This is a genomic window from Saccharopolyspora soli (genome assembly GCF_022678645.1).
GTDB lineage: Bacteria > Actinomycetota > Actinomycetes > Mycobacteriales > Pseudonocardiaceae > Saccharopolyspora > Saccharopolyspora soli.
In genome coordinates, this window is sequence record NZ_JALBWV010000010.1 from 101,133 (window position 1) to 122,607 (window position 21,475).

General features: G+C 70.2%; 19 protein-coding genes. 13 read left to right on the forward strand and 6 right to left on the reverse strand.

Annotated features, from left to right (window positions below; translation table 11 throughout):
* Positions 1-256 precede the first annotated feature (256 nt).
* Together MOQ72_RS09980 and MOQ72_RS09985 are read left to right on the forward strand one after the other, a co-directional pair.
* Positions 257-943, forward strand: coding sequence for a ferritin-like fold-containing protein (locus MOQ72_RS09980; RefSeq protein WP_242182261.1), 687 nt, complete (start codon positions 257-259; stop codon positions 941-943).
* A 130-nt stretch (positions 944-1,073) separates the two neighbouring features.
* Positions 1,074-1,301, forward strand: a complete 228-nt coding sequence (locus MOQ72_RS09985) for a DUF3107 domain-containing protein (protein ID WP_242182262.1) — start codon at positions 1,074-1,076, stop codon at positions 1,299-1,301.
* Between the two features lie 63 nt (positions 1,302-1,364).
* Here MOQ72_RS09985 and MOQ72_RS09990 read toward each other — a convergent pair whose 3' ends face one another.
* Together MOQ72_RS09990 and MOQ72_RS09995 are read right to left on the reverse strand one after the other, a co-directional pair.
* Positions 1,365-1,670, reverse strand: a complete 306-nt coding sequence (locus MOQ72_RS09990) for a DUF4873 domain-containing protein (protein WP_242182264.1) — start codon at positions 1,668-1,670, stop codon at positions 1,365-1,367.
* Positions 1,663-2,415: a TetR/AcrR family transcriptional regulator gene (locus MOQ72_RS09995; RefSeq protein WP_242182266.1), complete on the reverse strand. Its 753-nt coding sequence runs from the start codon at positions 2,413-2,415 to the stop codon at positions 1,663-1,665. Before MOQ72_RS09995 ends, MOQ72_RS09990 begins: the two co-directional genes overlap by 8 nt.
* 52 nt (positions 2,416-2,467) lie before the next feature.
* On the opposite strand from MOQ72_RS09995, the gene MOQ72_RS10000 reads away from it, so the two are divergent.
* Positions 2,468-3,367: an AurF N-oxygenase family protein gene (locus MOQ72_RS10000; RefSeq protein WP_242182268.1), complete on the forward strand. Its 900-nt coding sequence runs from the start codon at positions 2,468-2,470 to the stop codon at positions 3,365-3,367.
* Complete coding sequence (locus tag MOQ72_RS10005; RefSeq protein WP_242182270.1) at positions 3,364-4,272, forward strand: alpha/beta fold hydrolase; 909 nt, start codon at positions 3,364-3,366, stop codon at positions 4,270-4,272. The genes MOQ72_RS10000 and MOQ72_RS10005 overlap by 4 nt, the downstream gene beginning before the upstream one ends.
* Before the next feature lie 3 nt (positions 4,273-4,275).
* Here MOQ72_RS10005 and MOQ72_RS10010 read toward each other — a convergent pair whose 3' ends face one another.
* Positions 4,276-4,896, reverse strand: a complete 621-nt coding sequence (locus MOQ72_RS10010) for a TetR/AcrR family transcriptional regulator (protein ID WP_242182272.1) — start codon at positions 4,894-4,896, stop codon at positions 4,276-4,278.
* Between the two features lie 127 nt (positions 4,897-5,023).
* Between MOQ72_RS10010 and MOQ72_RS10015 the strand changes: the two genes are divergently transcribed.
* The 5 genes from MOQ72_RS10015 to MOQ72_RS10035 all read left to right on the forward strand — a co-directional run bounded on the left by MOQ72_RS10015 (position 5,024) and on the right by MOQ72_RS10035 (position 10,486).
* Positions 5,024-6,043 carry an alpha/beta fold hydrolase gene (locus tag MOQ72_RS10015; RefSeq protein ID WP_242182274.1) on the forward strand — a complete coding sequence of 340 codons (1,020 nt, stop codon included), beginning with the start codon at positions 5,024-5,026 and terminating at the stop codon, positions 6,041-6,043.
* Positions 6,044-6,138: 95 nt separating this feature from the next.
* The gene (locus MOQ72_RS10020) at positions 6,139-7,206 is read left to right on the forward strand and encodes a DUF3152 domain-containing protein (RefSeq protein WP_242182276.1); all 1,068 of its coding nucleotides are present in this window, start codon (positions 6,139-6,141) and stop codon (positions 7,204-7,206) included.
* 182 nt (positions 7,207-7,388) lie between these two features.
* Positions 7,389-8,561: an adenylyltransferase/sulfurtransferase MoeZ gene (gene moeZ / locus MOQ72_RS10025; protein ID WP_242182278.1), complete on the forward strand. Its 1,173-nt coding sequence runs from the start codon at positions 7,389-7,391 to the stop codon at positions 8,559-8,561.
* Between the two features lie 217 nt (positions 8,562-8,778).
* Complete coding sequence (locus tag MOQ72_RS10030; protein WP_242182280.1) at positions 8,779-9,576, forward strand: TIGR02569 family protein; 798 nt, start codon at positions 8,779-8,781, stop codon at positions 9,574-9,576.
* An 88-nt stretch (positions 9,577-9,664) separates the two neighbouring features.
* Positions 9,665-10,486 (forward strand): uroporphyrinogen-III synthase, encoded by an 822-nt coding sequence (locus MOQ72_RS10035; protein WP_242182282.1) that lies wholly within the window; start codon positions 9,665-9,667, stop codon positions 10,484-10,486.
* Between the two features lie 93 nt (positions 10,487-10,579).
* Here the strand turns inward: MOQ72_RS10035 and MOQ72_RS10040 are convergent, their stop codons facing one another.
* Together MOQ72_RS10040 and MOQ72_RS10045 are read right to left on the reverse strand one after the other, a co-directional pair.
* On the reverse strand, positions 10,580-10,867 hold the full coding sequence (locus tag MOQ72_RS10040) for an MGMT family protein (protein ID WP_242182284.1): 288 nt from the start codon (positions 10,865-10,867) through the stop codon (positions 10,580-10,582).
* Positions 10,868-10,969: 102 nt separating this feature from the next.
* Positions 10,970-11,956 carry a chitinase gene (locus MOQ72_RS10045; protein ID WP_242182286.1) on the reverse strand — a complete coding sequence of 329 codons (987 nt, stop codon included), beginning with the start codon at positions 11,954-11,956 and terminating at the stop codon, positions 10,970-10,972.
* Positions 11,957-12,157: 201 nt separating this feature from the next.
* On the opposite strand from MOQ72_RS10045, the gene MOQ72_RS10050 reads away from it, so the two are divergent.
* From MOQ72_RS10050 to MOQ72_RS10060, 3 genes are all read left to right on the forward strand, one after another.
* Complete coding sequence (locus tag MOQ72_RS10050) at positions 12,158-15,328, forward strand: ATP-dependent helicase (protein ID WP_372495343.1); 3,171 nt, start codon at positions 12,158-12,160, stop codon at positions 15,326-15,328.
* Entirely contained in the window at positions 15,325-18,567 is a 3,243-nt protein-coding gene (locus tag MOQ72_RS10055; protein WP_242182288.1) for an ATP-dependent helicase, read from the forward strand. Before MOQ72_RS10050 ends, MOQ72_RS10055 begins: the two co-directional genes overlap by 4 nt.
* Positions 18,568-18,665: 98 nt before the next feature.
* Entirely contained in the window at positions 18,666-19,274 is a 609-nt protein-coding gene (locus MOQ72_RS10060; protein ID WP_242182290.1) for a hypothetical protein, read from the forward strand.
* Positions 19,275-19,537: 263 nt separating this feature from the next.
* On the opposite strand, the gene MOQ72_RS10065 is transcribed toward MOQ72_RS10060, so the two are convergent.
* Complete coding sequence (locus MOQ72_RS10065; RefSeq protein ID WP_242182292.1) at positions 19,538-20,065, reverse strand: hypothetical protein; 528 nt, start codon at positions 20,063-20,065, stop codon at positions 19,538-19,540.
* A 356-nt stretch (positions 20,066-20,421) separates the two neighbouring features.
* Between MOQ72_RS10065 and MOQ72_RS10070 the strand changes: the two genes are divergently transcribed.
* Positions 20,422-21,414 carry a potassium channel family protein gene (locus tag MOQ72_RS10070; RefSeq protein ID WP_242182419.1) on the forward strand — a complete coding sequence of 331 codons (993 nt, stop codon included), beginning with the start codon at positions 20,422-20,424 and terminating at the stop codon, positions 21,412-21,414.
* The last annotated feature ends 61 nt before the right edge of the window (positions 21,415-21,475 follow it).

The following is a 21,475-nucleotide window of genomic DNA, read 5'->3' on the forward strand; positions in this document are numbered from 1 at the left end:
TGGTTCGTTCCTCTCGGCGTCGCGTCGCGCCAAGGCCGACAAGCGATTCGCTCAGGCCGCGTTCGCGGGGCCGTCCCGCTCGGGCGCGAGTCGCCCGTGTCGTGACGTTCGTGGAGCCAGCCCCACGGTCTACGACCGGTTCTCCGACCGCGCCGCCGGACGCCGATGCTCCTCCGAGACCCGAGGATACCTGTTCGCCGACGGTTCTCGCCGTGGTGCGTGTAACTCGGGCGTGCCGCCGGTTACGCTCGCAGCCATGAATGAGGCTGACCAGAGCGCGACGTTGCCCGGAGAACGTGACGAGCGTTACGAGGAAGGCGTCGTAGATCTGCTCGCTGCGTTGGCCTACGGAGAGTTGTCGGCCTTCGACCGCCTCGCCGAGGATTCCCGAACCGCACCTACGCTGACCGGCCGCGCGGCGCTGGCCCGCATGGCCGCCGCGGAGATCGGCCACTACCGGCTGCTCGAAGACCACTTGGCCGCTCGCGGCGTGGCGATCGACGAGGTGATGCAGCCCTTCGCCGCGCCCTTCGAAGCGTTCAACGCCTCGACGGCGCCGCATTCGTGGTTGGAGTCGCTGGTCAAGGCGTACGTCGGGGACGGGTTGGCGGCGGACTTCTACCGCGAGGTGGCCGAGTGGTTGGACCCCACCACGCGGCAGCTGGTGCTGAGCGTGCTGGCCGACACCGGCCACTCCGCGTTCGCCGAGCGCGAAGTGCAGGCCGCCTGCGAGTCGGACCGCAAGCTGCGCGACAAGCTGACGCTGTGGGGGCGGCGGCTGCTGGGCGAGGCCATCATGCAGGCCCAGCGGGTGGTCGCCGAGCGCGACGCGCTGGCGGAGCTGATCATCAAGGGCTCCGGGGACCTCACCGGCATCGGCGCCATGTTCCGGCGCCTGCAGAACAACCACACCAAGCGGATGGCGCGGCTCGGCCTGGGCTAGCGGTTTCGAAGCGGGCAGGCGAGCCGGATGTCCGCGCCATCTTCGCGACCACGGGACCCGTCGACACCGGCGGGACCTGGGATAGCCTTGCCCCATCCCAACGGATTCGAGTGCTCAACGGAGGTTCGGCGTGGAGGTCAAGATCGGCGTCGTGGACAGCCCGCGCGAGCTGACGGTCGCCAGCGGACAGTCCCCTGAAGAGGTCGAGTCGCTGGTCGCCGACGCGCTGAAGAACGCTGCAGGCGTGCTGGCCCTGACCGATGAGAAGGGGCGTCGCATCATCGTCCCGGCGACCAAGGTCGCCTACGTCGAAATCGGCCCGGCGGAAATGCCGCGCGTCGGTTTCGGCGTCAGCTGACCCGGTTTTCGTCGAGGTGAGGGGCACCCGTGACCAACTAACCGGGTCACGGGTGCCCCTCACTCATGCCAGCTCGGTCGGGATCGGGAAGGGTGGGCGGCCGGTTCCGGTGATCCGGTAGCGGCCCCACGGATCCGGATCGGACAGCGTGCCGATCGCCTCGCCCGACGGTGTGCGCAACACCACGTCTTTCTTGCAGTGGGCGGCGAACTCGTCGACGGACCGTTGCGCGGCCAGCCGTCCGTACCAGTGAAAACGCCCGTCGATGGGCTGGAAGTGGCCGCGCAGCACCACTTCGACCGGGATCTCGCGGTCCGCGGCGCGGATCGTCGCCGGGCCACGGTAGTCGTCCTCGTCGTGGTCAGCCATGATCGGTTTCCTCCTGGCCTTCGTCGGGCACCACGCGCAGGTCGGTGTCGATGTCCAGCGGTTCGTCCGGGTCGATCACCAGACCGGCCGAGCGCAGCACGCCGTCGATGGCGAACCAGATGATCTGCGCCAGGTAGTCGGTGAGGTCGTTGCGGCTCATCGACTGGCGATCCAGCCACCAGTCGCCGCTGGCCTGCACCATCCCGACCAGTCCGTGGCTCCACGCCTCGACGCCGCCGGAGTCCAGGCCCAGCGCGCGCAGGTACTCGCCGAGGATGCGCGACAGAGAGTTCGCGATGACCGTCTTCTCCGCGGACACCGGATCGGAGCGCACCGGGCGGTCGGCGAAGGTGCGCTGCACGACGAACCGGTACAGCTCCGGGTACTGCTCGATGGTGCCGAGGTAGGCGTCCAGCAGGCGGCGAATCCGCTGGTTGGGGCTGCCGCTCTGGTCGAACTCCGGCCGCAGCCGTTGCATCAGCAGCTCGGTTCCCCACTCGCCGACCGCGACGTAGAGGTCGCTCTTGTCGCTGAAGTGCCGGTATAGCACGGGTTTGCTGACCCCGGCTTCGGCCGCGATGTCGTCCATGCCGACCTCGGCGCCGTGCTTGCCGATGGCGCGCACCGCGGCCTCGACGAACTCGACCCGGCGGGCCTTCCGGTGCTCGCGCCAGCGCTCCCGACGCGCATCACCGCGGGCTTCGCGCTGCGGAACCACCTTGACAGGGCGGGGGTTGTCGCTCACGCTACCCAAGGTAACTGTTACTTGAAGTAACATGCAAGGAGGGTGAGCGCGGATGAGCAGGACCCGGCAGGTCAACGACCGGGAGAAGACGGCCGCGCGGTTGCTGAATTCCTCGGCCCGCAACAGCTACGACCCCGAAGTCGACGTGGACTGGGACGCCGCGCTGGCCGACGGCAAGCCCTACATCCCGTACCGGCGCAGCTCGCTCTACGGCACGCACCTCTGGGAACAGCTCAGCGACGAACAGCGCATCGAGCTGACCAAGCACGAATTCGCCAGCATCGCCTCGAACGGGCTGTGGTTCGAGGTCCTGCTGATGCAGATGCTGCTCAAGGAGTTCTACAACTCCGATCCGCGCACCAACCACGCCCAGTACGCGCTCACCGAGATCGCCGACGAATGCCGCCACTCCACGATGTTCGCCAAGGCCATCGACCGCGTCGGCGCGCCCGCCTACGGACCGCTTCCGCTGCTGCACCTCGGCGGTCGGGTGCTGCCCGCGGTGCTGCGCGGTCCATCCGCGTACGCCTCGATCCTGGTCGCCGAGGAGATCCTGGACCGGTTCCAGCGCGACCAGCTGAACGACGAGCAGGTCCAACCGCTGGTGCGGATGATCAACCGGATCCACGTGCTGGAAGAAGCCCGGCACGTCACCTTCGCCCGCGAAGAGGTGGTGCGCCGGATGGCCGAGTGCAACGCCGCTGAGCAGGCCTACCACCAGTACTGGACCGCGCTCGTCGCCTACTCCATCTGCGTCAGCCTGATCAACCCGCACGTCTACAAGGCAGTCGGGCTGCGGCCGCGGGACGCCTGGCGAGTTGCCTGGGCGAACCCCAACTTCCAGGACACCCTGCACTGGGGTGGCGAGAAGATCATGGCGTTCCTGGACGAGGCCGGACTGGTCGGCGGACCGGGCATGCGGTGGTGGAAGAAGGCCCAGCTGATCCGATGACCGGAGGAACCTTGCGCACCGCCGGGGCGTTCACGACCAGCGACGGAACCCGGCTGCGGGTGCTCGACGAAGGACCCGCCGACGCGCCGGTCACGGTCGTGTTCGTGCACGGCTGGACGCTGACCATGCATGCCTGGGACCGGGTGGCGAGCGGCCTGCCGAAGGCGGCCGGGAGCCAGCCGCGGAGCCTCCGGTTCGACCTGCGGGGGCACGGCGGGAGCGACCCGGCGCAGCCGGGGAGCGCGAGCATCCAGCGCTGCGCGGAGGACCTGGCGGAGCTGGTCCGGGCGCGGGCCCCGGAGGGGCCGCTGGTGCTCGTCGGGCATTCGATGGGCGGCATGACGATCATGGCGTTGGCCGAAGCGCACCCGGAGCTGTTCGCGCGGCGGGTCGCCGGAGTCGCTCTGGTGTCGACCTCGGGCGGGGATCTCGGCAAGCCGGGCTTCCGCCTGCCCCGTCCGGTCGCAGCGGTGGCGAACCGGGGCGAGCGGATGATCCGCAAGCGGCTCGCGGCCTCGCACGGGACGCGGCTGAGTTCGCGGTCGCGCTGGCTACAGCCAGGAATGCGCTGGCTGCTTTTCGGTGCTCGTCCCGAGCGCGCTGACGTGGCGGTCACCGCCGATTGGGTCGCGGCCTGCCACCCGGCGAACATGGCCGCTTACCGGGAGACGTTGGCCGAGCACGATCGGCTCGCGGCGCTGGCGGCGCTGCGGTCCATCCCGACGATCGTGCTCTCCGGCCTGTCCGACCGGCTGACGCCGCATTCGCACGCGCGGCGCATCGCCGAGGCGTTGCCGGACGCCAAGCTGCTGATCTACGCCGATGCCGGGCACATGCTCCCGTTGGAACGAGCCGACGAGGTCACCGCCCGCATCGCCGAACTCGTGACCCGCGCCATCCGCTGACCTTCAGGGGTTCTGGAGCGGGAAGCCCGCGAGGCCCTTCCAAGCCAGCGTGGACATCAGGTTCACCGCTTCGTCGCGGGAGATGGTCTCCTGCTCGTCCAGCCAGTAGCGCGCGGTCACCTGGCTGAGGCCGACCAAGCCGACCGCCAGCAGCCTCGCGCGCTCGGCGTCCAACCCGGCGTCCGCGGTCACCGCCTCGGTGATCGCGTCGATGCACCCGGACAGGGCACCTTCCACCGCCTTCTCCACGGCCGGTTCGCCGCGCAGATCGGACTCGAAGACGAGCCGGAACGCCTGCCCCTCGCCGGACACGAACCCGTACAGCGCGCCGATCGCGGCCCGCACCCGCAGCTTGTTGTCCGTGGTCGACTCGATGGCCGCCCGCACGCGGCGCACCAGCTCGTTGCCGTGCGTCTCCAGCAGCGCGAGGTAGAGCTCCAGCTTGCCCGGGAAGTGCTGGTAGAGGACCGGCTTGCTGACGCCCGCGCGCTCGGCGATGTCGTCCATCGCGGCCGCGTGGTAGCCGTTGTGCACGAAGACGTGTTGAGCCGCTTCGAGCAGCTGTGCCCGGCGTGCGTCGCGAGGCAACCGGACACCTCGGCTCGGTTGTGCGGTCTCGGTCATCCTCGCCTCCACCCGATTACTTCACGCTGGCGCTAGGCGGCCTTGCGGCCCCAGTGGGCCTTGACTCTACTCGCCGGTAGAGCCAGGCACCGAAATCCATGCCAACCTGGGCAGCCATGCTGTAGGTGTGACGACGACAACTCCTGCCGCTGCGCTGCACGGACGAGACATGTTGCTCCGAGGGGAGCTGACCAGGGTTCCGCTGGTGGCCGATGGCATTCCGCCGGTCGACCTCACCGCGAAGCCGCCACCTGGACGTCACGTCGAACTCGCCACCCGCTGGGGGCCGCTGTGGCTGCACCTCCGCGAGACGCCGGGCGCGTCGCCGACCGCCCCGACCGCAGTGCACCTGCACGGGCTGGCCGGTTCGTCGACGAACTGGACCGATCTGGCCGGGTTGCTGGCGGTGCGGCTGCGCAGCATCGCACTGGACCTGCCCGGATTCGGACGTTCCGAGCCACCAGCCGGGTTCACCTTCACCCGCCAGGCGAACGCCCACGTGGTGATCCGGTTCCTGGAGCAGCTCGACGCCCGGCCGGTGCACCTGTCCGGGAACTCCTTCGGCGCCGCGGTGGCGATCGAGGTCGCAGCACTGCGCCCGGATCTGATCACCTCGCTGACGTTGATCTCACCGGCGATGCCGGACCTGCGGCCCAACCCGTGGCGGCTGTCCGACCCGCGGATCGCGCTGGCCATGCTGCCGATGGTCGGCGGGGCGACCCGGCGGCAACTGGCGGCCGTGCCGCCAGCCGATCGGGCCGTGCAACTGATGCGGCTGTGCTTCGCCGACCCGGACGCGGTGCCGCCGCACCGGCTCGCCGAGGCGGTCGCCGAGTTCGAGGAACGCGCCGTGTTGCCCTGGGCCGGACCAGCGTTGGGCCGGACCACCAGGGAACTGGTGCACTCCTGGCTCGTCCCGCCTGGCCGCTCGCTGTGGCACCGGTTGCCCGAGATCATCGCTCCTGCCCTGGTCGTGTGGGGCAGCGACGATCGGGTGGTCACGGTCCGCAAAGCCCCGCGCGCGGCGGCGCTGCTCCCGCGCGGTCGGCTGCTGGTACTGCCCCGGACAGGGCATGTCGCCCAGATGGAGCGCCCGCAAATGGTCGCGCGTGCGGTTCTCGGCCTGGTGGGGGCCGATTCCTGGTAGTCGCCGGCTTGCATCACTTCGTGTGATCTTGGCGTTTTCGGTCACTCGTAGTGTCCAGTGGTGATCTAGGCTGCCAGATCGCTTGTGGGAAGCTTATGGGCGTGACCCGCCTGCCGCAGCGACCTCGCGCCTCCACATCCGACCGCCGACGGGCGGGGCGTGAGAGCGCGCGTGTCGGTGCGGATGCACGATCTGGAGAGCCGTTAGCGGCGTCCTGGAATCCGATCCCCGAGCCGCCGGACCCCGAGATCATCGACGAGGCGGAGGATCTCGACGACGTCCGCCCGCGCCGCCGACGACGGGGCGTGCTGTCGCGCTACGGCTGGCGGATCTACGCGGTGCCCCTGTTGATCGTGGTGAGCGCCCTCGCCGTGTTCCAGACCGTCCGGCCGTCCGATCGCGGGGCCGCGACCGGACTGGCGCAGCCGCGCACCGCGGTGAACCCCGCGGAGCCGGTCGTCACCGAGGCACCGCACGGCCAGACCTTCGGCCCCGCGATGTTCTCCGCCGACCTGCCCCCCGGCGGCCCGATCCCGGAGACCGGTGCCCGCACCTTCCAGGTGCTGCCCGGCACGTCCCCGGTGATCGGTTCGGGAACCTTGTACCGGTACACGGTCGAGATCGAGGTCGGCGTGCAGATCGCCGACCCGAACAGGGAGTTCGGCAGCCTGGTGCAGGCGACGCTGTCCGATCCGCGCAGCTGGACGAACCCGCAGGGCGGTGGGATCTCGCTGCAACGCGTGGACGCCAGCGGTCCGCGTCCGGACTTCCGGGTCATCCTGGTCAGCCAGCAGACCGCCCGCGAGGCATGCGACTACAGCAACGGGGTGCCGTACGACAGCTCGTGCCGCAAGGGCGACATGGTGTACCTGAACGCGGCGCGCTGGGTTCGCGGCGCGGTGTCGTTCCAGGGCGACATGGGCAACTACCAGCGCTATGCGATCAATCACGAGGTCGGGCACGTCTTCGGCAACAAGCACGTCGGCTGCCCGGCGCAGGGGGCGCTGGCGCCGGTGATGATGCAGCAGAGCTTCAGCGTGTCCAACAACGAGCTGCACGAGCTGAACAAGATCGCCGACCAGGGCACTTCCATCCCGGCCAACGGCTTCGTGTGCAAGTACAACGCCTGGCCGTTCCCCACCGGTGGCACCGGCGGCTCGTGAGTCCGCGCCCGCAACATCGTTTCTTCTCGGATCGTGGGAGTAGGTTGGGTTGCGGAAGAGCATCGGGGAGTCTTGCGTTGCAGATTCTGTGAGGCCCCATCCGGGTGGCCTTCGGGGACGCTTGAGGCGCCGCTGCCACGCTCCGAGCGCAGCGGGTGCCGACCACTGAGGAGGAGCTGGGAATGTCCGGCGCAACGTCACTGCCGCCGCTGGTCGAACCGGCGGCGGAGCTGACCAAGGAAGAGGTCGCGCGCTACAGCCGCCACCTGATCATCCCCGACGTCGGGATGGACGGGCAGAAGCGGCTGAAGAACGCCAAGGTGCTGGTGGTCGGTGCCGGTGGACTCGGCAGCCCGGCGCTGCTGTACCTGGCCGCTGCCGGGGTGGGCACGCTCGGCATCGTCGAGTTCGACGAGGTCGACGAGTCCAACCTGCACCGCCAGATCATCCACGGGCAGTCCGACCTCGGGCGTCCCAAGGCGGAGTCGGCCCGCGACTCGATCGCCGAGGTGAACCCGTTCGTCAAGGTCAACCTGCACCAGACGCACCTGAGCTCGGAAAACGCGCTCGACATCTTCCGGGACTACGACCTGATCCTGGACGGCACCGACAACTTCGCCACCCGGTACCTGGTCAACGACGCCGCGGTGCTGCTCGGCAAGCCGTACGTGTGGGGTTCGATCTTCCGGTTCGAGGGCCAGGCCAGCGTGTTCTGGGACCAGTACGGGCCGAACTACCGCGACCTGTACCCGGAGCCGCCGCCGCCCGGCATGGTGCCGTCCTGCGCCGAGGGCGGCGTGCTGGGCGTGCTGTGCGCCTCGATCGGTTCGATCATGGTCAACGAGGCCATCAAGCTGATCACCGGCATCGGTGAGCCGCTGCTGGGCCGCCTGATGATCTACGACGCGCTGGAGATGAACTACCGCACCGTAAAGATCCGCAAGGACCCGAACGCGACACCGATCACCGAACTGATCGACTACGAGTCGTTCTGCGGTGTGGTCTCGGACGACGCGCAGCAGGCGGCGGTGAACAGCACGATCACACCCCTCGAACTCAAGGGCATGTTCGATCGGGGCGAGAAGTTCGAGCTGATCGACGTCCGGGAGCCGCACGAGTACGAGATCGTCCGGATCGAGGGCTCGAAGCTGATCCCGAAGGACCGCATCCTCTCCGGTGAAGCGCTGGCCGAACTGCCGCAGGACCGCAAGATCGTCCTGCACTGCAAGTCCGGCGGGCGGTCGGCGGAAGCGCTGGCGGCGTTGCACAAGGCCGGGTTCGCCGACGCCGTGCACGTTGGCGGCGGGGTGCTGGGCTGGGCCAACCAGGTCGACCCGAGCCTGCCGACGTACTGAGTCGCGGAGCGGGCCCTGCGCCGTACGAGTGAGCACTGAAGGGCACCTTTCACCAAGTAACTTGGTGAAAGGTGCCCTTCACCTCGCTGAAACCCGCTCGGGCACTGGGAAAGGTGCTCGTGGCGCGTGGCGGTTTTCGCGAGAAACCGCCGCATCGAGTGGCAGCGTTCGGAGCGCCTGCTGCGGATTTGGCGATCATCGCGGTAGCGTCTGGGCCGTGAGTCCTACGCCGGAGCCGCCCCCGCCGCACGTGCGCGCGGCATTCGGTGCGCGCGTCGAAGAACCCGAGCCGCTGGACGGTGCGGTCGCCTGGCGCTGCGGTGACATCGTGCTCAAACCCGCCGCGAACACCGCCGAGGCCGCTTGGGTCGCGCAGACGTTGGACCTGCTGGAACCCGACGAGGTGCGGGTGTCCCGTCCGGTGCGGTCCACGGACGGGCGCTGGGTGGTGTCGGGCTGGTCGGCGAGCCGGAACCTCGCCGGTCGGGCCGAACCGCGGCACGACGACGTGGTTGCCATGTCGTTGCGGCTGCACGCGGCGAGCCGGTTCCTCGCCCGGCCGCGGTTCCTGCAGGCCCGGCAGGACATCTACGCGTTGGCCGACCGGATGGCCTGGGGCGAAGAGGAGTACGTGCTGCCGCAGGAGAAGGGCGGTCGGCTCTACGACGTGCTCGCCGGTTCGCGGCGGGAGGTCGAGCTGCGGTCCCAGGTGGTGCACGGGGACCTGTTCGGCAACGTGCTGTTCACCGAGGACGCGCCGCCGGGCATCATCGACTTCAACCCGTACTGGCGGTCCGCCGAGTGGGCGGCGGCGGTCGTGGTGATCGACGCCCTGGCGTGGGGCGGCGCCGACCCGGCCATCGTGGAACGGTGGTCGCACCTCGCCGAATGGCCGCAGGCGCTGTTGCGGGCCTTGCTGTTCCGGCTCTCGGTGCACGCCCTGCACCCGCGCTCGTCATCGCAGACCCTCACCGGGCTGGAACGCGCTTCCCAGATGGTCCTCGAAGTGCTTTGAGTGGCGGTTTCGGTGCCGCCTCGCGGCGCATCGCACCCGTCACACGGCCGTGCTCCGCTTCGGCTCCACGTTGTGTGACGATTGGGCGGTGGAGGCAGTGTTGAGCGGCTTCACCGTCGGCGTGACGGCGGAGCGCAAGGCCGCGGAGATCGGGGAGTTGTTCGCGCGCCGGGGTGCCCGCGTGCTGTTCGGCGCTGCGATGCACACGGTGCCCCTGCCCGAGGACGGCGAGCTGGCTGCCGCGACCGAGGCGGTGCTGGCCGCCCCGGTGGATTACGTCGTCGCGATCACCGGTGTCGGGTTCCGGGGCTGGATCGAGGCCGCGCAGTTGGGCGGCCTCGGTGATCGGCTGCTGGCGCAACTGCGTTCCGCCGAAGTGGTGGCGCGGGGCGCCAAGGCGCGCGGCGCGGTTCGCGGTGCCGGGTTGACGGAGTCCTGGACGTCTCCGGCCGAGGAGTCCGCGGAGGTCCTGGCGTACCTGCTGGAGCGCGGGGTCGAGGGCAAGCGGGTCGTCGTGCAGGTGCACGGCGATCCGATGCTGGGTTTCCGCGAGGCGTTGCGGGCGGCCGGTGCCGAGGTGGTGCCGGTGACCGTCTACCGCTGGACCGACCCGGTGGACCTGGCCGCACTGGACCGGTTGATCGACGCGGTGCTGCGCGGCGAGGTGGATGCGCTGCCGTTCACCAGCGCACCGGCCGCGACCAACCTGCTGGCTCGCGCGGACCGGACCGGGCGTGGCGAGCGGTTCCGGGAAGCGTTGCGCGACAAGGTTTTCATCGCCTGCGTGGGCCCGGTGACGGCCGCGCCGATCGACGCGGCAGGTCTGCCGTACGTGATGCCGGACCGAGCCCGCACGGCGTCTCTGGTGCGCCTCGTCGCGGACGAACTCCCGAAGCACGCGTTGCGGTAGTTCGGTGTCCGAATAGGACTCGGCGAATCCGGGTTCCGGATTGCGGCAATACTGGGAAAATTCACCGTTCGGCCCGCGACCGGCCGGTGTGGATCAGGCGCCCCAGCGGTAGCGGCGGAGGTCGACGCGGGCTCCGTCGGCGAGCACGCCTTCGGCTCGCAGGAGTTCCAATTGGCGCTGGCGCAGGTGGTCGGCGACCGTGCCGTTGGAGCGCAGGACGCGGTGCCACGGCAGGTCGCCGCCGTCCTCGGCGAGGATGCGGCCCACCAGCCGGGCCGAGCGCAGGCCCGCGAGCTCGGCGACGTCGCCGTAGGACAGCACCGATCCGGGCGGGATCGACGCCACCACGGCTCGCACCTGCTCCACGGTCTCCTCGTCCACGAAACCGAAAGTACCGCACCGCGCCGCCTGGCAACGGACTGCGGGTGCGCTGGGACGCCCTCGCACCCCAACGCACCCGCAGTAGCTGACCAGGGAAAACCGTCAGCCTTGGAAGCCAGCCACGATCTTGGTGAAGTCCCACGGCTGCTGGTCGATGCCGCCGCAGGAGTCCGGCGCCCCGCCGTCGCACGGGCGGTCTCTGTTGACCGACCAGAAGGTGAAGCGGCCGAGACCGTTCTGCTTGGCGTAGTCGGCCATCTGCTGGAACGCGGCCTGGTCGACGACCTCACCGGTGTCGGTGTTGCCGTTCATCGACGAGATCCCGGCGTGCGCGTACGCGTCCGCGTCGCTGTAGCCGAAGGTGCTCTTGAGCAGTTCCTTCAGCGCTTCGGTGGCGGTGATGGTGTCGGCTGCCATGTCCGAACCGCCGAAGTTGAACGGCATCTGCGTCCACACGTCGACGTTGGCGCCGATCTCGTTGGCCCGGCTGATCATTCGCTGGCCAACGTCATTCGGGCCACTGACCAGGGTCGGGAACGTGACCACGGTCAGCAGGCCGGGGTTGGCCTCCTTGGTGATCTTCAGCGCTTCCAGCACCCGGTCCTGCGAGGTGGGGTTGTCGAACTCCGACGCCTCGATGTCGATGTCGATGGCCTTGAGTCCGTAGGCGTCGATCACCTTCTGGTAGGCACCGGCCAGCGACTGCGCGTCCTGGCAGACCTCACCGAGCTTGCTGCCGGAGTAGCCGCCGATGGACGGGACGACGTCGCCGCCGTTGGCGCGGACCTCGTCGATGGTCGCCTTGTCCTGGCCGTCCAACGGGCGGGTGCCGTCCCAGGCGGGGTTGCAGGTGCCGTCGGAGAGGATGAACGCCAAGGTGAAGTCCTTGATCCCGGTCGCGCTCATCACCTCGCCGACCGCGGGTGGGCTGCCCCAGCCGTTGTAGAGGTAGGGCGAGGCGGCGACCGGGGCGGCAGCCGCTTCCGGGGCCGCGGCGGGGGCCTGGGCACTCATCGCGGGCACCGCGCCGAGGGTCAACGCGGCGGCCGCCGCGGCGCAGGTAAGCAGGCTCTTGCGGACCTTGCTCACGGTTCCTCCTTCGGGGTCCATCGCGCGCTCGGGGGGCGCGCTTTCGCAGGTCACAGGCCGGAAAGGGCCGGTGACGATCAGGACCCTGTCAGAGATCAAAATTGGTTTGTACCACCAAAAGGTTCAGTTAATTCCCAGTTGAGCGGGTGCTATCAGCGAGCCGTTCACGACCTTGTCGCCAGTGCGTGGTTCCATCGGTGCGTGCCATCCCCGACCGCGCCCGTCCTCGTCCGCCGAACCGAATCGGCTCGGCGGCGGACGACCTGGGACGCGGCCGGACACCGGGCGCTGGCGCATCCCGGCGGCTTCCTGCGGGTCCTCGGTGGACCCGGTACCGGCAAGAGCGCGCTGATCGCGCAGCTGGCCGCCGATCGCATCCAAAACCGCGGGGTGTCGCCGGAAAACGTCCTGGTGCTGACCGCGAGTCGGCGCGCGGCGGCCTGGATGCGCACCGAGATCACCCGCCTGCTGACCGGTTCTTCGACCGGGTTGCGCACCGCCCCCGAGCCGCTGGTTCGGACTGTCCACTCGTACGCATTCGCGGTGCTGCGGTTGCAGGCAGTGCGCGACGAGTTACCGCCACCGCAACTGCTCAACGGTCCGGACCAGGACGCATTGGTGCGCGAACTCTTGACCGGCGACGTCGAAAACGGTGCTCAGGACTGGCCGGAAGCGTTGCGACCGGCGTTGACCGTCCCCGGCTTCGCCGAGGAACTGCGCGATCTGCTGCTGCGCGCCGCCGAGCGCGGTGTCGGGCCGGAGCGGCTGATCACCCTCGGCCGCCAGCACGACCGTCCGGAATGGATCGCCGCGGGCCGGTTCGCCAAGCAGTACGAGCAGGTCACGCTGCTGCGCGGCGCTGGCGGTGCGCAGGCTCCGGCGCTGGACGCCGCGGAGCTGGTCGGATCGGCGCTGCTGGCCTTCGACACCGATCCGGGACTGTTGGCGACCGAACAGGACCGGGTGCGCTACGTGCTGGTGGACGACGCGCAGCACTTGGACCCGCAGCAGTACTGGCTGATCCGGCGCCTCGGCGACACCGCCACCGAGTTCGTGCTGGCCGGTGACCCGGATCAAGCGGTGTACTCGTTCCGCGGCGCCGATCCGCGTTGCCTGCTGGACGCCGACCCGGACGGCACGAGCACCGAGGTGCTGACGATAGACCACCGGATGTCCAAAGCGGTCCGGGAAGCGGTGCAGCGGCTGGCCGCGCGGCTGCCGGGTGCTGGCCCGCAGCGCGAGCTGGTCGAGTCCGAAACCGGACACGGCGGGTCGGTCCAGGTGCGACTGCTGGCCACCGAAGCGCAGGAGGCCGCGTGGGTTGCCGATCAGCTCCGCCGAGCGCACCTGCTCGACGAGATCGCCTGGTCGGACATGGCCGTCGTGGTGCGCTCGACGGGGCTGTCACTTCCGGTGTTGCGCCGGGCGTTGCTCGCCGCCGGGGTGCCGATCGCTTTGCCGGTCGACGATTTGCCGCTGGCGCAACGCAATGCCGTCCGTCCACTGTTGACCCTGCTGCGCTGCGCCGCGCGCCCGCTGGCGCTCGACGCGGACGCCGCCGCTGAGCTGCTCGCCTCGCCGCTCGGCGGCGCCGACCCGCTCGCGCTGCGGCGGCTGCGCCGCGGGCTCCGCCGCCTGGAACTCGCCGCAGGCGGCAGCCGGGCCAGCGGTGATCTGCTGGTCGAGGTGCTGCAGGACGGCGACCGGCTCGCCGCGTTGGAGGATTCCGCCGCCGCGCCCGCCCGGCGCATCGCCGGGCTGTTGCGCACCGCAACGGACTCGGTGGCCGCCGGGCACACCGTCGAAGAGACGCTGTGGCGGGTCTGGAAGGCCAGTGGCCTGGGAAAGCGCTGGGTGGCGCAGTCCGAGCGGCACGGCGTGGCCGGGGCGCAAGCGGATCGCGATCTGGATGCCGTGGTGTCGCTGTTCGACGCGGCTGCCCAGCACGTCGACCGGTTGCCGGGTGCGGATGTCGCCGGTTTCGCGGACTACCTGACCGGCCAGCAGATCGCGGGCAGTTCGCTGGCGCCGACCGCGCCCAGGGACAACGCGGTATCAGTGCTGACCGCGCATGCCGCCAGCGGCCAGGAGTGGGAGGTCGTGGCGATCCCCGGCGTGCAGGAGGGCGTCTGGCCCGACCTGCGGCTGCGCGGGTCGTTGCTGGGCATCGAGCGACTGGTGGACGTGCTCTCCGGGGTGGACGCCGAGCGGGTGTCCGCGACCGCGCCGCTGCTTGCCGAGGAGCGTCGGCTGCTGCTGGTCGCGGCGAGTCGAGCGCGGCGCAATCTGCTGGTCAGCGCGGTTCGAGGCGAGGACGAGCAGCCGTCCCGGTTCCTGGACGAGTTGGAGGGCGTGGTCAGCGATCCGGACGCGGTGGAGCGCCCGATCGCCCGGCCGGAACGCGGTTTGGCGCTCGCGGATCTGGTCGGCGAGTTGCGCCGGGTGGTGTGCGACGCGGAGGCGGTGCCGGAGCGGCGGAGGCGCGCCGCGGCGCAGCTCGCGCGGTTGGCCGCGGCCGAGGTGCCGGGCGCGAACCCGGACACCTGGTACGGCCTGCCGGACAGCTCAACCTCGGTGCCCCTGGTGACCGACGACGAGCCGGTCCGAGTATCACCATCCACTGTGGACATCCTGGCGAAATGTCCGCTGCGCTGGCTGGTCGAGCGGCACGGCGGTCAGGACACCGCAGAATTGGCCTCCATCACTGGAACTCTCGTGCACGCGCTCGTGCAGGCCGCCGCCGACGGTGCCGACGCCACCCAACTGCACAAGGCGCTCGACGACGCGTGGGAGTCGGTGGACGCCGGTGCGCCGTGGTTCTCCCGGAAGGAGCGCAAGCGCGTGGAGCAGATGCTCGACGCGTTCCTGACCTGGCTGGTGCAGTCGCGAGCCGAGCTCACCCAGATCGGGGTGGAGAAAGACCTGGACATAACGGTCCCGGGACGAGCGGACGGGCCGTCGCTGCGGCTGCGCGGCCGAGTCGACCGGCTGGAGGCTGACGCCGCGGGGCGGCCGGTGGTGGTCGACGTGAAGACCGGCAAGACCCCGGTGAGCAAGGGGGACGCCGAGGAGCACCCGCAGCTCGCGGTGTACCAGCTGGCGGCGGCCCTGGGAGCGTTCGGCGGCGATGACGAGCCCGGCGGCGCGCGGCTGCTCTACGTCGCGAAGTCCGACCGCAAGGGCGCGGCGACCGAGCGGAACCAGCAGGCGTTGGATGCCGACCGGATCCGGGTGTGGCTCGACGTGGTGCACACCGCTGCCGCGGCCAGCCTCGGACCGGCCTACGTGGCCACTGAGAACAGCGACTGCCCGCGCTGCCCGGCGCGCACCTGCTGCCCGGTCCACCCGGCCGGAAGGCAGGTCGCCCAGTGATCAGTCCGCACCGCATCGCTCAGGCGCTCGGACTGCACCCGCCCACCCCGGAGCAGACCGCGGTGATCGCCGCGCCAGCCGAGCCCGCGCTGGTCGTCGCGGGTGCGGGCGCGGGCAAGACGGAGACGATGGCTGCTCGCGTGGTGTGGCTGGTCGCCAACCAGCTGGTGACCCCGGAGCGCATCCTCGGCCTGACGTTCACCCGCAAGGCCGCGCGGCAGCTCGCCGACCGGGTGCGCGCTCGGCTGCGCAGGCTCGCCGGCTCCGGGCTGCTGGAGGAGGCCGACCCCAGCGGGCAACTGCGGTCCGCGGTGCTCACCGAAGAACCGACGGTGCTGACCTATCACGCCTATGCGGGGCGGCTGGTCGGCGAGCACGGTCTGCGGGTGCCGGTGGAACCGGGCGCCCGGTTGCTGACCGAGACGGCGTCCTGGCAGCTCGCGCACCGCGTGGTCGCGACCTGGACCGAGGACATCGACACCGACAAGGTTCCGTCCACGGTGACCGGTTACCTGCTGTCCTTGGCCGGGGAACTCGCCGAGCACCTGGTGGGTCCGGACGAGTTGCGCGCACACGCTGAAAAGCTCTGCGAATTGGTCGAGAACGCGCCACGGGCCAAGGGACAGCGGACCAACCTGCCGCAGGACCTGGTGAAAGTCATTGCCGCGCAACGGTTGCGCGTCGCACTGATGCCGTTGGTCGAGGAGTACGGGCAGCAGAAGCGGCGCGCGGGCGCGATGGACTTCGCCGACCAGATGTCGCTGGCGGCGTTGCTCGCCGCCGAGCACCCCGAGGTCGTCGACGGCGAACGCGTCCGATACGGCGCGGTGCTGCTGGACGAGTACCAGGACACCGGGCATGCGCAACGGGTTCTGCTGCGGTCGCTGTTCGGGCGGGGCCGTCCGCTGCCGGTGACCGCGGTCGGCGACCCGGCGCAGGCCATCTACGGCTGGCGCGGCGCGAGCGCGGCGAACCTGCCGCGCTTCACCACCGACTTCCCGCGCATCGAAGACGAACGCGAGGCACCGGCGCGCCAGTACGGGCTGCTGACCAGCTTCCGCAATCCCGCGGAAGTCCTGCAGGTCGCCAACGCGGTATCCGAACCGCTGCGCAGAACCGGCCTGGAAGTCGATGAACTGCGCGCCAGGGACGGCGCCGAGCCCGGCGACATTCGGCTGGCGTTGACCGAGCACGTGCGGCAGGAACGCGATTGGGTCGCCGACCAGGTGACCGCGCAGTGGCAGGCCGCCTTGGACGAAACCGGCCGACCACCGACGGCGGCGGTGCTGGTGCGCCGTCGTGCCGACATGGCCGATCTCGCGGCGGCGCTGCGGGATCGCGGGCTGCCGGTCGAAGTCGTCGGTCTCGGTGGCCTGCTCGACGAGGCCGAGGTGCGCGATCTGGTCAGCGCGCTGCGACTGCTGGTCGATCCGCTCGCCGGAACGGCCGCGATGCGGCTGCTCACCGGCTCGCGTTGGCGGCTCGGCGCGGCCGACATCGCCGCCCTGTGGGATCGCGCGCGGGAACTCGGCGCGCAGGCATACGGCGCGCCGGAGTCCGACAATCCCTCCGCCGTGGTCACTGCGGCGCTGCCTGGGGAGAACGCCGAGCAGGCCGGGCTGGCGGACGCCCTCGACGACCCGGGCGACGCCCAGCGCTATTCCGCCGCCGGTTATCGACGCGTCCGGCGACTGGGCGGTGAACTCGCCGCCTTGCGGCGACGGCTGGACCAGCCGCTGCCCGAACTCGTCGCGGACGTCGAGCGGACGTTGCTGCTGGACATCGAGAGCATGGCCCGACAGGTCGGGCCGGGGCGGATCCATCTCGACGCATTCGCCGACGTGGTAACCGATTTCGCCACCGCGAGCCCGTCGGCGACGCTGCCCGCGCTGCTGGACTACCTCGAAGCCGCCGAACGGGCCGAGGACGGCCTGGAACCCGGTGAGGTCGAGGTGGCCGAAGACCGCGTCCAGGTGCTCACCGTGCACGCCGCCAAGGGGCTGGAGTGGCAGGTGGTTGCCGTGCCGCACCTGGTGAACGACGTCTTCCCCGGCAAGCGGAAGTCCTCGTCGTGGCTGCGCTCGGTCACCGAACTGCCCGCCGAACTGCGCGGTGACGCCCAAGACCTGCCCCAGCTGGACCTGGACCGGCTCGCGGGCCTGGACCGCAAGGAACTCGTCGAAGCGCTGGGGATCCACGACGAGGAGTTCGAGGAGCGACGGCTCGCCGAGGAACGGCGGCTGCTCTACGTCGCGGTGACGCGCTCGGAGCGGACGTTGCTGCTCTCTGGGCACTGGTGGGGCGAGAACGGCGACCGGCCCAAAGGACCGTCGCACTTCCTCCGGCAGTTGGGCCGAGTGCTGGGCGAGTCCGGAGCCGGGGTGGTCGACCTGTGGACGCCGGAACCGGACGAGGACGCGGCGAACCCGCTCGCCGAAGCGGTGCGGTGCGAGGAGTGGCCGGTCGACCCGCTGGGCGCGCGCCGGGCGGCGGTGGCCGAAGGCGCGGAGCTCGTCCGGGCAGCTTTGTCCACCGTGGATGAGTTGGAGTCGGAGGACGACGAGGACGGCTGGGCTCGGGACGTCGACGTGCTGCTGGCCGAGCGCGCCGCCGCCGCGCAGCGGCGTGAGCAGGTGCGGTTGCCGGAGCACCTGTCGGTGAGCCAACTCGTCGAACTGGCCGGTGACACCGACGGCCTCGCCCGGCGGCTGCGCCGCCCACTGCCGTTCCCGCCGAACCCGATGACCCGCCGCGGCACGGCGTTCCACGCCTGGCTGGAGCACCGGTTCACCTCGACCGCGCTGCTGGACATCGACGAACTGCCCGGGGCCGCGGACGAATCGGCGCCGGTGCACGAGGAACTGGCGCAGCTGCAGGAGGCGTTCCTCGCCGGTTCCTGGGCCGACCGCACTCCGCACCGCGTCGAGGTGCCGTTCGAGACCCAGGTCGAAGGCGTGGTGCTGCGCGGTCGGATGGACGCGGTGTTCGCCGACGCCGACGGCGGCTGGACCGTGGTGGACTGGAAGACCGGCGCGGTACCCGACGGCGACCAGGTGCCCGCGCTGTCGGTGCAGCTCGCGGCATACCGGCTGGCCTGGGCGGAGCTCTCCGGCACGCCGCTGGAGCAGGTCCGAGCGGCTTTCCACTACGTGCGCCACGACTACACCCTGCGCCCTGCCGACCTCCTCGACGCCGAGGGGCTTCGAACCCTCATCACGTCGGTCCCGACGGCGCAGTGATCCGGTAGCACCGGGCAAGATCACCTTCGGCGGGGATCAGTACACGTTCGGGTGGCGGAGCTTGAGATCGCGGCGCGCGGCGGACGAATATGCCCGCGATGAACACGGACTGGAAGCTCAACACACCGCCGGAATCCGAAGTGCAGGTGGACACCGACGTCCTGGCGATGCGGGCCCCGCTGGTGCGGGTGCACCGCGACGCGGCAGGCACCTGGTCCTTCGACGGCCCCGGCGAAACCCCGCGACCGGCGAAGAAGACGATGCTCAGCGCCGTGGTCGGCGCCTGGCCGCACGTCGCCGCGCTGTCCGAGCTGGACACCGGCGGTGCGGCGGTGTGGTCGTGGAAGCAGCACGGCTGGGCCAGCGAGTTCGAGTGCGAATGCGGCAACTGCGAACAGCCGATGGCCTCGGACATCGACCGCAACAGCTGGCCGACCGAACTGCAACCGCACAGCATCCTCAGCGTCGAGCAGGCCGCGCTGTCCGGGCAGGTCTCGTTGACCGACATCATCTCCACGCCCGGCGGTATCGCCCTGCTCGGCCCCGGCGACCACCGGCGCACCGCAGACCTGATGACCCCGGTCGCCCTGGCGAACGTGATCCGCCGCTGGCCGCACACGATGCAGGCGCTGCGGGCGCTCAAGGAAGGCCGCGGCATGCGCTGGAATCTGGAAGGACTCAACTGGCACGAATACCTGCTGGCCTGACGGGAATTTTTTGTGGTCGTTTTGCTCGGTGGTGCGGGTGGCGGAACGTCAGACGCCGTCTCGGTCCGGGATCCCCGACATCGTGTATGCCAAATACACCACGTCGTGGCAGGTCCTCCCAGAGAACGCCAGTGGGCACAGTCTGAGAACCCGCGGCGGTGCCGGTTGCGTACGTGGGCTAAGCGGCTGGCGCCGCTTCAAAAACAAGACCAAAGGCAGACGGGCGCGTCATTTCGGGGTGCCACCGAGCGTGCTGGGTCTGGTCAGGCGTTTTCGGTCAGTTGCGGGTGTTCCAGGAGTTTCGAGTAGAGGACTTCCAGCAGCCAGCGGCCGAACATCGACGACCCGAACTCGGCGGTCCGGTCCTCCGGGGCGATCACCAAGTCGGCCGGTCCCTCGAAATCGGCGTTGACCACCCCGACGCCGTAGTAGTCGAGTTCGAGCATCGACCACGGTTGGTACGGGTGGTCCGCGGGCAGCACGACCGCGCAGGGGGCCAACGTCAGCAGCGTCCCGCACGCCTGCAGCGCGTTCCGGGCGTGCGACACCGGCACCAGGACCCCGAGCAGATCGACGGCGGCAACCGGCAGGTGATCATGCGTGCTCGGCTCGGACCAGGAGCGGAACCAGGTCGGATTGAGCTCGGGCGCCCAGCCGTGGCGGCTGCGCCACTGGTGGACGTCATGCCGGATGCGCGCCACGGCGGCGAACCGCGCACCGAGCACCTCGACGTCGGGGATCAACTGGCCGTCCCACCCCAGGGCACGGGCCGCGTGCTGAAGCTGCTGCACCGATGCATGGTAAAACGACGCACTCGAATGTCCAGACAAGGTCTTCCGGTCGGCAGGAATCGGGTACGAATGCGTGTCTCGTCCGTGACGCGGCGAGCTGGTTCCGGAGGTCGACTTGCCGCTGGTCGCACCGGCTCACCGGACCCGGCGCGAACCAGCGTCTGGCACGGTGCCGGTGCGCGCCGGGTCCGGGCGGAGGCGTTACTGTTCTGCGCCGTGAGCGGTCACCAAGCCGGGGAGCACAGATCATGATGCGGCGCGGTCCCAAGAAGCTGGCGCACCCCTTCATAAGTGGGCGCTCCGACGAGGAGGAACTGACCAACCGGCCCGACCACGCGCTCGTCGGCGTGATCCGGATGCCGGGCACCACGGGCAGCCCGGTCCGATCGATCGTCCGCCGGATCATCGGTGCGATCCTGGCACTGGGCGCCACGGTGCTCATCGTGTACGTCGGTCGGGCTGGCTACCGGGACGCCGCTGGTGGCGAACTGGACGTGCTGGACGCGCTCTACTACGCGACGGTGTCGCTGTCCACCACCGGCTACGGCGACATCACCCCGGTCACCGCGCAGGCGCGACTGGTGAATGTGCTGATTATCACGCCGCTTCGAGTGCTGTTCCTGATCGTGCTGGTCGGTACCACACTGGAAGTGCTCACCGAGCGCTCCCGACAGGCGTTCAAGATCCAACGCTGGAGGTCCAAGGTGCGCGACCACGTGGTCGTCATCGGATTCGGAACCAAGGGCCGTTCGGCGGTCACCGCACTCGTCGGCGAGGGCGCCGAGCCCGGTCGCATCGTGGTCGTCGACACCGACCAACGCGCGCTGGAAGCCGCATCCGCACTAGGTCTGGTCACCGTCAACGGCTCCGGCACGCGCTCGGACGTGCTGCGGGTGGCGGGTGCGCCGCGGGCGCGCGCGATCGTGGTGGCGCCCGCGCGGGACGACACCGCGGTGCTGGTCACCCTGACCGCGCGGGAGCTCGCGCCGAAGGCCCAGATCGTCGCGGCGGTGCGAGAAGCCGAGAACGTGCACTTGCTGCGCCAGTCCGGCGCGGACTCGGTGGTCGTCTCCAGCGAGACGGCGGGTCGACTGCTGGGCATGGCCACCTCGACGCCGTCGGTGGTTGCGATGTTCGAGGACCTGCTGACCCCGGACGTCGGCTTGGCCATCGCCGAGCGCGAGGTCGAGTCGCAGGAGATCGGCGGCTCGCCGCGGCACCTCTCGGACATCGTGCTCGGCGTGGTGCGCGACGGTCAGCTGTACCGGGTGGACGCACCGGAAGCCGACGCGATCGAGGCAGGGGACCGGTTGCTCTACGTCAAGAAAGTGACGCCTGCGGAAGCCTGATCCGGCTCGGTGGCGGTCATTCGATGACCCCGCGACCGCCCGCCGCGGTTTCTGGGAATAT